This window comes from Rhizobium rhododendri (assembly GCF_007000325.2).
Taxonomy (GTDB): Bacteria; Pseudomonadota; Alphaproteobacteria; order Rhizobiales; family Rhizobiaceae; genus Rhizobium; species Rhizobium rhododendri.
The window spans coordinates 3,226,003-3,241,759 of sequence record NZ_CP117267.1; the positions used below are offsets into that span (position 1 = coordinate 3,226,003).

Annotated in this window: 17 protein-coding genes; 11 read left to right on the forward strand and 6 right to left on the reverse strand. The window is 59.7% G+C overall.

Features of this window, described 5'->3' with window-relative positions; genetic code table 11:
• Positions 1-77: 77 nt before the first annotated feature.
• The 3 genes from rho to hemE all read right to left on the reverse strand — a co-directional run bounded on the left by rho (position 78) and on the right by hemE (position 3,081).
• Positions 78-1,343, reverse strand: a complete 1,266-nt coding sequence (gene rho / locus PR018_RS15610) for a transcription termination factor Rho (protein WP_111222121.1) — start codon at positions 1,341-1,343, stop codon at positions 78-80.
• 185 nt (positions 1,344-1,528) lie between these two features.
• Complete coding sequence (gene hemJ, locus PR018_RS15615) at positions 1,529-2,074, reverse strand: protoporphyrinogen oxidase HemJ (RefSeq protein WP_142828721.1); 546 nt, start codon at positions 2,072-2,074, stop codon at positions 1,529-1,531.
• A complete protein-coding gene (gene hemE, locus PR018_RS15620; RefSeq protein WP_374113731.1) occupies positions 2,071-3,081 on the reverse strand; it encodes a uroporphyrinogen decarboxylase in 1,011 nt (336 codons plus the stop codon). Before hemE ends, hemJ begins: the two co-directional genes overlap by 4 nt.
• 425 nt (positions 3,082-3,506) lie before the next feature.
• Between hemE and PR018_RS15625 the strand changes: the two genes are divergently transcribed.
• The 5 genes from PR018_RS15625 to dnaQ are packed head-to-tail and all read left to right on the forward strand — an operon-like array spanning position 3,507 to position 7,131.
• A complete protein-coding gene (locus tag PR018_RS15625; protein ID WP_142828717.1) occupies positions 3,507-4,328 on the forward strand; it encodes a pyruvate, water dikinase regulatory protein in 822 nt (273 codons plus the stop codon).
• A 33-nt stretch (positions 4,329-4,361) separates the two neighbouring features.
• Complete coding sequence (locus tag PR018_RS15630; RefSeq protein ID WP_142828715.1) at positions 4,362-4,961, forward strand: Maf-like protein; 600 nt, start codon at positions 4,362-4,364, stop codon at positions 4,959-4,961.
• On the forward strand, positions 4,954-5,817 hold the full coding sequence (locus PR018_RS15635; RefSeq protein WP_142828714.1) for a shikimate dehydrogenase: 864 nt from the start codon (positions 4,954-4,956) through the stop codon (positions 5,815-5,817). The genes PR018_RS15630 and PR018_RS15635 overlap by 8 nt, the downstream gene beginning before the upstream one ends.
• Positions 5,814-6,416, forward strand: a complete 603-nt coding sequence (coaE, locus tag PR018_RS15640; protein WP_142828712.1) for a dephospho-CoA kinase — start codon at positions 5,814-5,816, stop codon at positions 6,414-6,416. Before PR018_RS15635 ends, coaE begins: the two co-directional genes overlap by 4 nt.
• Before the next feature lies 1 nt (position 6,417).
• Positions 6,418-7,131, forward strand: a complete 714-nt coding sequence (gene dnaQ / locus PR018_RS15645; protein WP_142828710.1) for a DNA polymerase III subunit epsilon — start codon at positions 6,418-6,420, stop codon at positions 7,129-7,131.
• A 56-nt stretch (positions 7,132-7,187) separates the two neighbouring features.
• On the opposite strand, the gene secB is transcribed toward dnaQ, so the two are convergent.
• Both secB and PR018_RS15655 read right to left on the reverse strand, forming a co-directional pair.
• Positions 7,188-7,664: a protein-export chaperone SecB gene (gene secB, locus PR018_RS15650; protein WP_111222128.1), complete on the reverse strand. Its 477-nt coding sequence runs from the start codon at positions 7,662-7,664 to the stop codon at positions 7,188-7,190.
• 91 nt (positions 7,665-7,755) lie between these two features.
• Positions 7,756-8,262 carry an FxsA family protein gene (locus PR018_RS15655; protein ID WP_142828708.1) on the reverse strand — a complete coding sequence of 169 codons (507 nt, stop codon included), beginning with the start codon at positions 8,260-8,262 and terminating at the stop codon, positions 7,756-7,758.
• A 140-nt stretch (positions 8,263-8,402) separates the two neighbouring features.
• Here PR018_RS15655 and PR018_RS15660 point away from each other — a divergent pair, with 140 nt between their 5' ends.
• The 5 genes from PR018_RS15660 (at position 8,403) to gyrB (ending at position 13,736) form a co-directional block, all read left to right on the forward strand.
• Positions 8,403-9,104, forward strand: coding sequence for a Tim44/TimA family putative adaptor protein (locus PR018_RS15660; protein WP_142828706.1), 702 nt, complete (start codon positions 8,403-8,405; stop codon positions 9,102-9,104).
• The gene (mltA, locus tag PR018_RS15665) at positions 9,101-10,219 is read left to right on the forward strand and encodes a murein transglycosylase A (protein WP_142828704.1); all 1,119 of its coding nucleotides are present in this window, start codon (positions 9,101-9,103) and stop codon (positions 10,217-10,219) included. Before PR018_RS15660 ends, mltA begins: the two co-directional genes overlap by 4 nt.
• Complete coding sequence (locus PR018_RS15670; RefSeq protein WP_142828703.1) at positions 10,219-10,794, forward strand: Smr/MutS family protein; 576 nt, start codon at positions 10,219-10,221, stop codon at positions 10,792-10,794. The genes mltA and PR018_RS15670 overlap by 1 nt, the downstream gene beginning before the upstream one ends.
• Positions 10,791-11,156, forward strand: coding sequence for a helix-turn-helix domain-containing protein (locus PR018_RS15675; protein WP_142828701.1), 366 nt, complete (start codon positions 10,791-10,793; stop codon positions 11,154-11,156). The genes PR018_RS15670 and PR018_RS15675 overlap by 4 nt, the downstream gene beginning before the upstream one ends.
• Before the next feature lie 144 nt (positions 11,157-11,300).
• The gene (gene gyrB / locus PR018_RS15680) at positions 11,301-13,736 is read left to right on the forward strand and encodes a DNA topoisomerase (ATP-hydrolyzing) subunit B (RefSeq protein ID WP_142828699.1); all 2,436 of its coding nucleotides are present in this window, start codon (positions 11,301-11,303) and stop codon (positions 13,734-13,736) included.
• A 75-nt stretch (positions 13,737-13,811) separates the two neighbouring features.
• Here the strand turns inward: gyrB and PR018_RS15685 are convergent, their stop codons facing one another.
• Positions 13,812-14,411 (reverse strand): nitroreductase family protein, encoded by a 600-nt coding sequence (locus tag PR018_RS15685; RefSeq protein WP_142828697.1) that lies wholly within the window; start codon positions 14,409-14,411, stop codon positions 13,812-13,814.
• A gap of 208 nt (positions 14,412-14,619) precedes the next feature.
• Between PR018_RS15685 and PR018_RS15690 the strand changes: the two genes are divergently transcribed.
• On the forward strand, positions 14,620-15,573 hold the full coding sequence (locus PR018_RS15690; protein WP_142828695.1) for a glutathione S-transferase family protein: 954 nt from the start codon (positions 14,620-14,622) through the stop codon (positions 15,571-15,573).
• Positions 15,574-15,757 lie beyond the last annotated feature (184 nt).

Sequence of the window (15,757 nt, forward strand, 5' to 3'; positions counted from 1 at the left end):
ACGGAACCGAATCGATCTACCCAGCATAAAGGCCGCACATGGCGGCCCTTAAGTTGCAAACGTTCGGCCGATTGAAATCAGGTATTCATCGAGTCGAAGAAATCCGGATTGTTCTTTGTCTGCTTCAGCTTGTCGATGAGGAATTCGATTGCATCCGTCGTACCCATCGGGGCAAGGATACGGCGAAGAACAAAGATCTTCTGCAGATCCTGACGCGGAACGAGCAGGTCTTCCTTACGCGTACCGGACTTAAGGATATCCATCGCCGGGAAGATGCGCTTGTCGGCGACCTTGCGGTCGAGCACGATTTCCGAGTTGCCGGTACCCTTGAATTCTTCGAAAATGACTTCGTCCATGCGGCTCCCGGTATCGATCAACGCTGTCGCGATGATCGTCAGCGATCCGCCTTCCTCGATATTTCGCGCAGCACCGAAGAAGCGCTTCGGGCGCTGCAGCGCGTTGGCGTCGACACCACCCGTTAGGACCTTGCCAGACGATGGCACGACGGTGTTGTAGGCGCGACCGAGACGGGTGATCGAATCGAGCAGGATGACGACGTCACGCCCGTGCTCCACGAGACGCTTCGCCTTCTCGATTACCATTTCAGCGACCTGTACGTGGCGAACCGCCGGCTCGTCAAAGGTTGATGACACGACCTCGCCGCGCACAGAGCGCTGCATGTCCGTCACTTCTTCAGGCCGCTCGTCGATGAGAAGGACAATCAGATAGCATTCGGGATGATTGGCCGTGATCGAGTGCGCAATGTTCTGGAGCAGGACGGTTTTACCAGTGCGCGGCGGAGCAACGATGAGGCCGCGCTGGCCCTTGCCGATCGGCGCCACGAGATCGATGACGCGGGCAGAGAGATCCTTGGTCGTCGGCACGTCGAGTTCCATACGGAAGCGGTCGTTCGGATAAAGCGGCGTCAGGTTGTCGAAGTGAACCTTGTGGCGGATTTTCTCAGGATCGTCGAAGTTGATCGTATTGACCTTGAGCAGAGCAAAATAGCGCTCGCCTTCCTTAGGTCCACGGATTGGGCCTTCGACGGTGTCGCCGGTCTTCAGCGAGAAACGGCGGATCTGCGAGGGCGAAATGTAGATATCGTCGGGCCCGGGCAGATAGTTTGCATTGGCAGAGCGCAGGAATCCAAATCCGTCCTGGAGGACTTCAACCACGCCTTCGCCAATGATTTCCACGTCCTGGCTGGCCAGCACCTTCAGGATGGCAAACATCAATTCCTGTTTGCGCAACGTGCTGGCGCTTTCGACCTCGAGCGATTCGGCGAAAGCCAGCAAATCGGTCGGGGATTTGCTTTTCAGTTCTTGCAGCTTCATTTCAGCCATGAAGGGACCATTACTCTATTTTTAGAAAGGGAAAGGCGACGTTTTCGTATTCGGGACCGCGAAGGGGACTCGCGGGCGACAGGATGAATACATGCCACGAAGATGAGATGCGCGAAAATAGCGACTTCCGCAGGAAGCCGCAAGGGGCATGTCGCCGATGGCGAAAATTTAAAATGACGCCTTTTCTAGGCGAAAGGTTTGACCACGACGAGGATGACGATGGCAATCATCAGCACCGTCGGCGCCTCGTTAGCAAAACGCCAATAGCGGGCGGAGCGGGTGTTCTGGTCTTTTGCGAAGGCTTTCACGGCACGACTGAAATACACATGGACACCAGTCAGAAGCACGACAAGACCAATCTTTGCATGCAGCCAACCACCCTGGAACGCAAACCCCGACCAGGCAAGGTATAGCCCGAAGATCCAGGTCAGCATCATTGCAGGATTCATGATCACCTTGAGCAGCCGCTGCTCCATGACCTTGAAGGTTTCCGACTGGGCAGAGCCCGGCGCCGCGTCGGTGTGATAGATGAACAGCCGAGGCATGTAGAGCAGCCCGGCCATCCAGGAGATAACTGCGATGACATGCAACGCCTTGATCCACAGATAGAGATTATCCGGGTTCCAGTAAAACAGCGCCACGGCGAGCAGCACGAAAACGAGGATTGCGGTCAGCGCGCGGCTACGTGCCGTCCGTCCCGCCTTTTGATCCGTCTGCTTTTCGGCCGTCAAAACTTGAAACTCCGCACCCTGTCGACCAGCACAGCAACATTTTCAGGATCTGCCTGGGGCGTGATGCCATGGCCGAGGTTGAATATGAGGGGTCCGTCGCCAAGCCGCTCCAGGATCCGGTCTATCCCGTCTGTCAGCGCATCGCCGCCGGCCACCAGGCGCATCGGATCGAGGTTACCCTGGATAGGCCCGTCCCGCTGCAGTTCGGCAGCGAAGGAGAGGGGAACGGACCAGTCCAAGCCAATCGCATCGGCGCCGGTCTTGCGGCGATAATCCTTCAGCATGTAGCCCGCATTTTTGGCAAAAGCGATGATCCGCGCCTGAGGACGGCGCGCCTTTACCGAAGCGATAATCCGCGCCACGGGAGCCACGGCAAATGCCTCGAATTCCGCTTCCCCGAGGACGCCCGCCCAGGAATCGAAAATCTGCACCGCGTCGGCACCGGCATCGATTTGCGCCACGAGATAATCGGCAGAGAGCTCGGCGAGCATTGCCAGCAGGTGTTCGAAAGCCTTGCGATGGCGATAGCCGAACAGTCGGGCCGGCGCCTGATCAGGTGTCCCGTGTCCGGCGATCATGTACGTCGCCACCGTCCACGGCGCCCCGCAGAAACCGAGCAGCGTCGTTTCGCCCGGCAGTTCGGCCCGCAGCCGCCGCACAGTTTCAAACACAGGCTTCAGGTGCTCGAGCACATCCTTCGGTTCAAGAGCCAGAATACCGGCCTCGTCGATGGGATTCATCTGTGGCCCGTGGCCTTCCGTAAACCTTACATTCCGGTGCAAGGCGTCAGGGATGACGAGGATATCCGAAAACAATATCGCAGCATCGAAGCCATAGCGCCTTATCGGCTGCAGCGTCACCTCAACGGCGTGATCCGGCGAGTAACAGAGGTCCAGAAAGCTCCCCGCCTGAGCCCTCGTTGCCTTGTATTCGGGAAGATATCGACCTGCTTGTCGCATCAGCCATATCGGAGGGGGTGTCAGCGTTTCTCCCGCCAACACTCTCATAATTGCCCTGCGTTCTGCCGTCAAATGCCTCTTCCCTCTAAAAATTATAAAGCTCTTCTTAAGGTTTCTATTTCTAAGAGTCGGTGACTATCAAGGATTATCACTTATCCACGCGAAGTCCCCGTGACTGCCATATCCCGGAATAGTCGGGACGAAAATTGCGGCATCTTGACGAGATATGGGGACAGAATGAATTTCATCAATCATCCCTGGCATTTAGCGTGACCGTAGATTTGCGTATCCTGTGGACAAGGTTAGGATGACAATCGGTCGAAGCTTCTTTATCCCCAGTCTTCAAAGCTTCTGTTTTCAGCAAGCCGCAAAATCGCAATTGTGGACAACTTGGCAGTTATCCCAGCCCCTCCGCCATGAGGCTGCCCAATTATATTTTCCTCCCCGGTTATCAACAGACGACGGAAAACAACGTGGAGAACAGAATAAATTTCTTTCATCTGCACCTGATATCTGACTCAACCGGAGAGACTCTCATTTCCGCCGGAAGGGCGGCGTCGGTCCAATTCCAGGCGAGCCAACCAATCGAGCATGTCTACCCGCTGATCCGCAATCGCCGGCAGCTGCTGCCGGTGCTCGAGGCGATCGATGCTTCTCCGGGTATCGTGCTCTATACCATTGTCGATCACGAACTTGCCGATCTCATCGACGAGCGCTGCAAGGCGATGGGTGTCCCGTGCGTCGCTGTGCTCGAACCGGTACTCAACGTCTTCCAGACCTATCTCGGCGCCGTTTCCCGACGCAGGGTGGGCGCCCAGCATGTGATGAATGCGGATTACTTTGCCCGCATCGAAGCTTTGAATTTCACCATGGATCATGATGACGGCCAGATGCCGGATGATTATAATGATGCCGACGTCGTCATTGTCGGCATCAGTCGAACGTCGAAAACTCCGACCAGCATCTATCTCGCCAATCGCGGCATCAAGACCGCGAATATTCCGATCGTCTACGGCGTACCGCTGCCGCCGAGCCTGGCTGCCGCAACCAAGCCTCTCATCGTCGGCTTGATCGCCACCACCGACCGCATTTCGCAGGTTCGCGAAAATCGCATCCTCGGCACTACGCCCGGCTTCGATCGCGGTCATTATACCGATCGCGCGACGATCTCCGAGGAATTGAAATACGCCCGTGCGCTTTGCGCCAGGCACGGCTGGCCCGTCATTGACGTGACCCGGCGCTCGATCGAAGAAACGGCTGCCGCCATCGTTGCCCTCAAACCGAAGCTGCGCTAAGCGCAAGTCTGCCGAATAGCGCAGGGACACTCCATGACATCGCCACTCATCCTCGCGTCCTCCAGCCCCTTTCGTCGCATGCTAATGGAAAATGCCGGCCTGCGGTTCGAATCCATCGCTGCCAGCATCGACGAACGTGCCCTTGAGGCACCGCTTGAAAAAGCCGGCGCCGGCCCGGATGCCATTGCGCTGGTTCTCGCCAAGGCCAAGGCTGTCGCTGTCAGCGAAAGCCACCATGGTTCGCTGGTCATCGGTTCGGACCAGACGATGTCACTCGGCTCTCGCGTGTTTCACAAGCCGAAGGATAGCGCCGAGGCAGAGACCCATTTGCTGGCCCTCTCAGGAAAAACCCACCGGTTGAACAGTGCCGTCGCGATCGCAAGGGATGGCGACATCCTCTGGGAGCACCTGTCCCATGCCGAATTGACAATGCGGACGCTCACACCCGCTTTTATCCATCGGCATATCGGCAGGGTCGGCGACAAGGCGCTCGGCAGCGTCGGGGCCTATCAGCTGGAAGGCGAGGGGATACAGTTGTTCTCGCGGATAGACGGCGACTACTTTACGATCCTCGGCCTTCCCATGCTGCCGCTGCTCGCCGAATTGCGGGCCCTGGAGGCGATCGATGGATGATTCACGTGAAACAATCGGCCGGCGTGCGTTCGTCACAGGCTATCCTGTCAGCCATTCCCGCTCGCCGCTCATCCATGGACACTGGCTTAAAACACTGGACATCGCCGGCAGCTATCAGGCGCACGCCGTGTCCCCGGCAGATTTCCCCGGCTTCATCGCATTGCTGAAGGACGGCACCGCCGACTTCATCGGTGGCAATGTTACGATCCCGCACAAGGAACAGGCATTCGCGCTGGCCGATCGGCCGGACGAATTGGCGCAAGAGCTCGGAGCCGCCAACACGTTGTGGCTGGAGAACGGCCAGCTCATGGCAACCAATACCGATGGCCACGGCTTTGTCGCCAATCTCGATGCCCGCCACCCCGGGTGGGACAAGGTGGAAACCGCCGTCGTCCTCGGCGCCGGTGGCGCAAGCCGCGCCATCATCCAGGCGGTCCGCAACCGTGGCATCGGTACGATCCATGTGGTCAACCGCACCCTGGATCGCGCCCGCGAACTTGCCGACAGGTTCGGTCCCAGCGTCCATGCCCATCCGGAAAAGGCTTTGCGCGAGGTCATGCAGTCGGCGGGCTTGTTCATCAATACCACCTCTCTTGGCATGGATGGAGGAGGCCCGGTGCCAGCAATCGATTTCACGACGATGGCGAGGGACGCCGTTGCCACAGATATCGTCTACGTGCCGCTGAAGACGGAAACGCTTGTCCAAGCCGAACGGCAGGGTATCGCCGCGGTCGACGGTCTCGGCATGCTGCTACACCAAGCGGTGCCGGGATTTGAAAAGTGGTTTGGCCAGCGCCCAGAGGTTGATGACCCCCTGCGGCAGTTGGTTATCGCAGACATGGAAGCGCACAAATGATCCGGCTTGGCCTGACGGGCTCTATCGGCATGGGCAAGACGACAACGGCCAGGCTGTTTGCCGATGCCGGCATTCCGGTCAACGATGCCGACAAGGCGGTGCACGAACTGTACGCGGGCGAGGCGGCACCTTTGATCGAGGCGGCTTTTCCGGGAACCGTTGCAGCCGGTATCGTTGACCGGCAGCTGTTGTCTAGGCAGCTGGCGGCAAACCCGGCTGGCTTCAAGACACTCGAAGCCATAGTCCATCCGCTGGTGCGCCGCGGCGAACTGGCATTCCTGGGTGAGCAGGCCCTGGCCGGCGCCGATATCGTTGTGCTCGACATTCCCCTGTTGTTCGAAACGGCAAGCACAGATCGCGTCGATCGCATCGTCGTCGTTACTTGTGATCCACAGCTTCAGCGCCAAAGGGTTCTTGCGCGACCGGGCATGACGGAGGAGAAGTTCAATATGATTCTCTCTCGGCAGATGCCGGACGCCGACAAGCGGGCGAGGGCGGATTTCTTGATCGATACCGGAAACGGTATCGAGGCGGCCCGCAGCCAGGTCGCGGCGATCATTGCCGCCTTGAGGGCGGGCACGACGGACAGGGATTTGTGACATGCGCGAAATCATCTTCGATACGGAAACGACAGGCCTCGACAGCCGCATCGACCGCATCATCGAAATCGGTGGCGTCGAACTGTTCAACCATTTTCCGACGGGACGCACCTTTCACATGTACGTCAATCCGACCGGCCAGAAAGTCCATCCGGACGCGCTGGCGGTGCACGGCATTACCGACGAGTTCCTCGCCGACAAGCCACCCTTTGCCGAGGTCGCCGGACCGATGCTGGAATTCTTCGGCGACGCCAAGTGGATCGCCCATAACGCCAATTTTGACATGGGCTTCATCAATGCGGAGCTGGCGCGTCTCGGCATGCCGTCGATCCTGCCGGAGATGGTGATCGACACCCTGTCTCTCGCCCGTCGCAAAAACCCGATGGGTCCGAATTCTCTCGATGCCCTCTGCCGCCGCTATGGCATCGACAATACCCACCGCACCAAGCACGGTGCGCTGCTCGACTCGGAATTGCTGGCAGAAGTCTATATCGAGATGATCGGCGGCCGCCAGACAGCCTTGGGTCTAAGCTCCGATAAAGGCGGTCAGAGCGGTTCAGATCGCCGGATGGATAATGACGACGTGGTTGTCGCGGTGCTTGCGAGACCATCTCCGCTGCCGGACAGGGTAAGCGATCTGGAGCGCGAAGCACATCGGGCGCTGCTCACCAAGCTCGGAGAAAAGAGCATCTGGCTGAAATATGGTTCTGCCTGATAGATAAAAAAATGCCCGGACAAGCCGGGCACATGTCTCATGATATCGATCGAGGATCAGTTCGGAACGGAGCTGACCTGCGCACGCGTCTGTTCTTCGGCAACGCGCTGGGTGAACATCGTCGCGAAATCGATCGGGTCGATGATAAGCGGCGGGAAGCCGCCGTTGCGGGTGACGTCGGCAATGATCTGGCGCGCGAACGGGAACAGCAGGCGTGGGCATTCGATGAACAGCAGTGGCAGCATATGCTCCTGCGGAAAGCCAACGACCCGGAAAACGCCGCCATAAACCAGCTCGGTGTGGAATACGGTCTTGCCATCATCCTTGGCATCGGCATTCAGCGTCAGCACGACGTCGAAATCGGTGTCAGAGAGCGGGTTGGCATTGACGTTGACGTTGATATTGATTTCCGGCGGCTTGTCGCGGGACTGCAGCGAGCGCGGCGCACCGGGATTTTCGAAGGACAAATCCTTCGTGTACTGGGCAAGAACGGATAGGCTGGGGGCGGTCTCGCCGTTGATTTCGTCGGCCATGGCACTTCCTCGCGGCTCAAAATGGTGTCGCCATCTAACATTTCATGCCGGGGCTTACAACCCTTCGGCCGCCGGGCCAAAACCGCGGGGCTCAGTCCTTCAGGCGCTTGTGATCGGACCACGGAGAGCCTGGATTCGGGCCGCGACGAAAATCATCTGCGTCGAGATCGACCACGGGCCCCGAGCTGTTCGGCTTTTCCGGCGCGCCGCGCGAGCGATTGAACGCCGGCGAAGACCCCAGGATGACGATGCGGCGGCTGAGAAACTTCCAAGCGAGATCGCGCACGCCAGGAATGAAGAGAAGCAGGCCAAGGATGTCTGTGAAGAAGCCGGGTACCAGCAGCAGGAACGCAGCCACCACCACCATCGCACCATGCACGAGATCGCGGGCAGGCGCTGCACCGTCGCGGCTTGCCATCGAGAGCCGCCGCAGGATGCTCAATCCCTGGGATCGCAGCAGAAACGCGCCGACGACGACACTGAGGACGACGAGGCCGAGCGTTGCCCAGATACCGATCGCCTTGCCGACCACGACGAAGCCGGCGATCTCCACCAGGGGGAGCAGCAGGACGAAGGCAGGTAGAAGCGAAAGGCGCATGGTCTCTTCCTCGAATGAGTAACTTGGCTGCCGTTCAGCATAGCAGATCACAAAGATGAGGACCTGCTATTTGAATGATGGCATTATGCTGACTATATGGGTGTTGAAACTTCGAATGTGAACAGTGGTGCCGGAGCGATATGGGTTCGAATGACTTTGTGACGATTTTCTTTCTGGTCGCAGCGGTGCTGATCTTCCTTCAGTTGCGCAGCGTGCTTGGTCGCCGCACGGGCACCGAGAAGCCACCACGTGATCTGTACACTCCGCGCGATGCTGTCAAAGGTCCCGATGCGCCGGATACCGGCAAAGTCGTTACTCTGCCGCGTCGCGACGCCGTCGATGACGAAAATCGCTTTGCAGCCGTCGATGCCTTCGCCAAGCCTGAAACGCCGCTGAACGCGCAGTTGCGCGAAGTGGTGAAGATCGACCCGTCCTTCGATCCGAAGGAGTTCGTCAAGGGCGCCCGCATGGCCTACGAGATGATCGTCATGGCTTTTGCCGATGGCGACCGGAAGGCGCTGAAGGGTCTGCTGTCAAACGAGGTTTACGAGGGCTTCGACGCAGCGATCGCCGATCGCGAAGCACGCGGCGAGAGGGTCAAGTCCAGCTTCGTCGGCATCGACCGGAGCGATATCATGAGTGCCGAGATCAAGGAGACCGATGCATTGGTCACCATTCGCATCGTCAGCCAGATGATATCGGCGACATACGACAAGGCCGACGTGCTGGTGGATGGCGATGCGGAGCAGGTATCTGAAGTCAGCGACCTCTGGACATTCGCCCGCGACACGCGCTCACGCGATCCGAACTGGAAACTTGTGGCGACCGAATCCGAGCAATGAGTGCCCGATCCAACGATTTTTTGCTGGAGCCGACAACCTTTGACGATCTGAAGGGCTGGGGGGATGACGATCCCTCCGGCCTTTTCGATGCAATGCGGGCCTGTTATCGGCACGTCACTGAGACAAAGTCCTACCGAGCCGGGTCGCTCGGGCTGACGACGGCGGACCTGCTGCCGCTGCTGGAAGCGGCAAAGGACATCGAGCCAGCCGATGCCGGAGAGGCCCGGGCTTTTTTCGAAGCCAATTGCCAGCCGTTTTTCATACGGCGGAGCGAAGACCGCAGCGGGTTCGTCACCGCATTCTTCGAGCCAGAAATAGAAGTGTCCGCAACACCCGATGCGGTCTATCGCTATCCCTTCTACCGTCGCCCGACCGATTTGGTCGATCTCGATGACAGCAACCGCCCGGCCGGACTGGATCCATCCTACATGTTCGCACGTCTGAGGGATGGCGAGATCGATGCCTATCCGGACCGCGGCGAGATCACCTCTGGCTACCTTGCCGGCAAGGGTCTGGAAATCGCCTGGGCCAGATCCAGCGTCGATGTGTTTTTCGTGCATGTTCAGGGCGCCGCGCGGCTGCGATATCCGGATGGGACGCTCCGTCGTATCACATATGCCGCCAAGGCCGGCCATCCGTTCTCGGCTGTCGGTCGGCTGCTGATCGACCGTGGCGAACTGGACCGCTCGACGATCTCGATGCAGACGATCCGGGACTGGCTCTACGCCCATCCGGAAGAAGTCGACGAGGTTCTCTCACACAATCGCTCCTACATTTTCTTCCGCGAGGCCGATGTTGCAGATCTGCAGGCCGGGCCAATCGCAGCGGCCAAGGTGCCGCTGGTGGCGGGCCGGGCGCTCGCCGTCGACAGGCTGATCCATACCTTCGGCTTCCCCTTCTTCATCCGCTCGGAAAGCCTCACCCACCTGGACAACGGCGGACCGTTCCAGCGGCTGATGCTGGCGCTCGACACCGGTTCGGCAATTGTCGGCCCCGCACGTGGCGACATCTTCACCGGCTCGGGCTATGAAGCCGGAGAACTGGCGGGCACCGTCCGTCATGACGCCGATTTCTACATTCTCGTGCCCAGGGCGGCTGCCGCGAGGTTCAGCTGATGGCGAAGGACCGCAAGCTCAGCCCGGAGGAGCGCATTCTCTGGAGCAAGGTCGCCAAGAGTACCCGGCCGCTGCCGCAGCATATGGCCGAGATGCAGGCGCTCGATATCTTTCTGACCGAGCAGCAGGCCGCCGAAGCGCAGCGCGATGTATCATCACCTCCGCCTCCGAAGATGCCGATTTCGCAACAACCCCTGCCGATGCCGCAAAAGCCGCAGCCTTCCGCCAGCAAGCACCATCCGCTCGAGCGGCCGGTGAAGCGCAAGATCGCCAAGGGTCGGCTTCCGCTGGAAGCAAGGATCGACCTGCACGGCCTCTACCAGGACGAGGCGCATGATCTGCTGCTCGATTTCCTGGTTCGGGCCCATATGCGCGGTCTGCGCCATGTGCTGGTCATAACAGGCAAGGGAAGCTCGATGGGCAGCGAAGGCGCTCTGAAGCGGGCAGCACCTTTGTGGTTCTCCAAGCCCGACTTCCGCTATCTCATCTCGTCCTATGAAACGGCGGCCCAGCATCATGGCGGCGAAGGCGCCCTCTATATCCGCCTGGCAAGGCGTCCGGGAGATGCGCCATGACGCCATTCGGCGAAGCGGTGCGCAAGCTCCGCGAACGCAAGGGCGTGACGCAGAAGGAAATGGCGGCCGCGCTCGACGTGACGCCCGCCTACCTCTCGGCGCTGGAACACGGCAAACGGGGTCTCCCGACCTTCGTCATGCTGCAAAGGATTGCCGGCTATTTCAATATCATCTGGGACGAGGCCGAGGAGCTGTTCATGCTGGCGCGCGGTTCCGACCCGCGGGTCGTGATCGACACGGCGGGGATGGCGCCGCAATATACGGCGCTCGCCAATCGCCTTGCCGGACAATTTCGCTTTCTCGACCAGGATGCTGTAGAAGCACTGGAGGCCATCCTCGAAAAGGCTCGGAAAACTGGCTGAAATCAGCCTTAATCCCCTGCTTTATAGGTCTTTTCGGGGTCATGTATTTGGCATTGACTATGAAATACCCCTATAGTCCGGGGAGGAAAAACGATGATTCGCAAGGATCGTCGCGCCCTGCGATAACACGAAAGACTTCAAGCCATGACCGATATTCCCGCGACCGAAAATGCCGCCAATCCTGAATATGGCGCTGACTCCATCAAGGTCCTGAAAGGCCTCGATGCCGTGCGCAAGCGGCCCGGCATGTATATCGGCGACACGGATGATGGCTCCGGCCTGCATCACATGGTCTACGAAGTCGTCGATAACGCCATCGACGAAGCGCTCGGTGGCCACGCCGACCTGGTAACCGTGACGCTCAACCCCGACGGCTCGGTGACGGTGACCGACAATGGTCGTGGTATTCCGACGGATATCCACACGGGCGAGGGAATATCCGCTGCCGAAGTGATCATGACCCAGCTGCACGCCGGCGGCAAATTCGACCAGAACTCCTACAAGGTGTCCGGCGGTCTGCATGGCGTCGGCGTCTCCGTCGTCAACGCGCTGTCGGTCTGGCTCAAGTTGCGCATCAAGCGCCAGGGCAAGATCCACGAGATCAGCTTCACCCACGGCGTCGCCGACGCACCGCTGGTGACGCTCGGAGACAGCGGCGGCGAAACGGGCACGGAAGTCACCTTCCAGCCCAGCACCGAAACCTTCACGATGATCGAGTTCGACTTCGCAACGCTGGAGCACCGGTTGCGCGAACTCGCCTTCCTCAATTCCGGCGTCCGCATCCTTCTCACCGACAAGCGTCATTCCGACGTCAAACAGGTGGAAATGCTTTATGACGGCGGCCTCGAAGCCTTCGTCGTCTATCTCGATCGCGCCAAGAAGCCGCTGGTCGACAAGCCCGTTGCCATCCGTGGCGAAAAGGACGGCATCGTCGTCGAAGTGGCGATGTGGTGGAACGACAGCTACCACGAGAACGTACTCTGCTTCACCAACAACATCCCGCAGCGCGACGGCGGCACCCATATGGCCGGTTTCCGTGGCGCCCTGACCCGTCAGATCACCTCCTACGGCGAGACCTCGGGCATCAGCAAGCGCGAGAAGGTGACGCTGACGGCAGACGACTGCCGCGAAGGCCTGACGGCCGTGCTGTCGGTGAAAGTGCCGGATCCGAAATTCTCTTCGCAGACCAAGGACAAGCTGGTTTCCTCGGAAGTTCGCCCGGTCGTCGAAAGTCTTGTCAACGAGGCGCTCGGCACTTGGCTCGAAGAACATCCGACCGAGGCCAAGATCCTGATCGGCAAGGTCGCGGAAGCCGCCATGGCCCGCGAAGCCGCCAAGAAGGCCCGCGAACTCACGCGCCGCAAGGGCGCCCTCGACATCGCCTCGCTGCCGGGCAAGCTCGCCGACTGCTCCGAGCGTGACCCTACCAAGTCCGAAGTCTTCCTCGTCGAAGGGGATTCCGCCGGCGGCTCAGCCAAGCAGGGCCGCTCGCGCGAAAACCAGGCAATCCTGCCGCTGCGAGGCAAGATCCTCAATGTCGAGCGTGCGCGCTTCGACAAGATGCTCGGCAGCCAGGAAATCGGTACGCTGATCATCGCGCTCGGCACCGGCATCGGCAAGGATGAGTTCAACGCCGACAAGCTGCGCTACCACAAGATCATCATCATGACGGACGCCGACGTGGACGGCGCCCATATTCGCACGCTGCTGCTGACCTTCTTCTTCCGCCAGATGCCGGAGCTGATCGAGCGCGGCCACATCTACATCGCCCAGCCGCCGCTCTACAAAGTGTCGCGCGGCAAATCGATCCAGTATCTGAAGGACGAGAAGGCGCTGGAAGAGTATCTGATCGGCCAGGGCCTCGACGACGCCAGCCTGCGGCTCGGCAGCGGCGAAGTCCGCTCCGGCCAGGATCTGCGCGAAGTCATTCAGGACGCGCTGCGTCTGAGGGCACTGCTCGAAAATCTGCATTCCCGCTATAACCGCGCCGTCGTAGAGCAGGCGGCGATTGCCGGCGCGCTCAATGCCGACGTGGTCAGCGATCCCGCCCGGGCCGCGACGATCGTTGCCGAAGTTGCCCGTCGTCTGGACATTATTGCCGAAGAAACGGAACGTGGCTGGATCGGCGACATGACCGACGAGGGCGGCTTGCGTCTGGAACGCACCGTGCGCGGGGTCAAGGAAGTCATCACCCTCGACATGGCGCTGATCGGCTCGTCCGATGCCCGCCATATCGACCAACTCGGCCCGCGCCTCAAGGAAATCTACGACGTGCCGCCGAAACTGGTGCGGAGAGACGGCGAAACGGAAATCTCCGGGGCCCGTGCGCTGCTGGAAGCCGTCTTTGCCAGCGGTCGTAAGGGTCTGTCGATGCAACGCTACAAGGGCCTCGGCGAAATGAATGCCGAGCAGCTCTGGGAAACGACGCTCGATCCGAACGTGCGCTCGCTGCTGCAGGTTCGCGTCAACGACGCCGTCGATGCCGACAGCCTGTTTGCCCGGCTTATGGGCGATGAAGTCGAGCCGCGCCGCGAGTTCATCCAGGACAATGCGCTCAACGTCGCCAACCTCGACATCTAATCTATCAGCGACCAGACATGGAAAAGCCCGCGCCGCAAATCTGCAGCGCGGGCTTCGTTGTGTCGGAATCAGGGATTACTTGGCGATGAACTTGCCGTTGAAGGCGACCTCGGCCAATGGCTTGCGCGGGCTCGGGACTTCGCGTTCGCGCAGGCCTTCCGGCAGCTGGTTCTTGTCGCCGATCTTGCCGATGGCGACGGCGCATTCGACGCGGAAGCCGTCCGGAATGCCGAGTACGCCCGGCACCTTGTCGAAGTGAACGCCGGTCATGCCGTGCGCTTCATAGCCGGAGAGATGGGCCTGCAGGGCAATGTAGCCCGATGCGGTGCCGGCGTCGAAGGAGTGGCTGTAGATCGGCTTCTGGTCGTCGGCACCGAGTTCGCCGGAATGCGTGCGGGAAACGATGAACAACAGCGCGGATGCAGACTTAACCCAGCTCTGGTTGAAGTCGATCAGCAGGCTGAGGAACGTGTCCCACTGCTCGGAGCCGCGCAGCGCGTAGACGAAACGCCAGGGCTGGTGGTTGTAGGAGGAGGCTGCCCAGTGGCCGGCTTCGAGGATCGTCAGCAGATCTGCTTCCGGCATGGTCTCGTTGTTGAATGCACGGGGCGACCAGCGATCCAGGAAAAGGGCGTCGATCGGATGGTTGGATTCGCGGCTGTTGCTGCTTGTCATGGTTTTTCTCTCTGAAACGGTCTGCGCTGGGAGCAGCGCTTGTGTTTGGATGGAGTGCCCGACGATGTATAGCGTGCCGCCCGCCATAGTCCAGATCGCCGGCGCTTCTGGCGATGGCGCAAGGGTGACGGTCTGTTTCAACAATGTGTGATGTGGCCTTCGCAGGGGCCGGGTAGAACAGTAATTCCCGCGCGCGAAGGAGAAGAACATGCTGGTCGACGGAAAGTGGACGGAAGATTGGCAGCCGGTGCAGGCAAAGGACGAAAAGGGTGGCTTTGTCCGCCAGACGTCCAGCTTTCGAAACTGGGTGACGCCGGATGGCAGCGCCGGCCCGACCGGTACCGGTGGGTTTGCTGCCGAACCGGGCCGCTATCACCTTTATGTTGCGCTGATCTGCCCTTGGGCATCGCGGACGCTGATTGGCCGGGCGATGAAGGGCCTGGAAGCTGCTATCGATATCTCCATCGTCGAACCTGCCCTCACAAAGCAGGGCTGGCAATTCGGCGACTATCCCGGCGCGACCGAGGACAGCGTCAACGGTGCCCGCTATATCCACGAACTCTATACGATGGCTGATCCGCATTTTACCGGAAGGGCGACAGTTCCCGTCCTCTGGGATACCCGGACGAACACCATCGTCAACAATGAATCGTCCGACATCCTGAGGATGATGAATGACGGCTTTGGCGATCTGGCAACCCTCTCGACCGATCTCTATCCGAATGACCGGCGCGAAGAGATCGACGCCTTCAACGCGCGGATCTACCCGTCGCTCAACAACGGCGTCTATCGGACCGGCTTTGCGACGACGCAGCTCGCCTACGAGGAAGGTTTCCGGGATGTCTTCGACTGTCTGGATTGGGCCGAACTCCAGTTCGAAGGCAAGCGCTTCCTCTTTGCCGATCACCCGACTGAAGCAGATATCCGTCTGTTCGTGACGCTGGTGCGCTTCGATGTCGCCTATCACGGCATTTTCAAATGCAATCTCAGGCGTCTCTCCGATTACTCAAATCTCAGCGCTTTCTGCCGGAGCATGCTCGATTGGCCTGGCATCGCGGAGACGGTAAGTTTCGACCACATCAAGCGCGGATATTACTCGATAGAGACGCTCAATCCATCCGGCATCGTTCCGGTTGGCCCCGCGCTCGAAGAGCTGTTCTGATCGCCAAGCCATCGGATATTACACTCAGGCAAGTGGTATATCCTTTCCCATCGCGTCGCTTTGCCGGTTGCCTTCACGGGCTGTCGGCGTAAAGTTTGGCACGCAATCCACGGGTGACACAGGTGAATGTTTCGTTCATATATGGCGAAACACACTTCTGAAGACATGGCAGGAAGGAAAATAC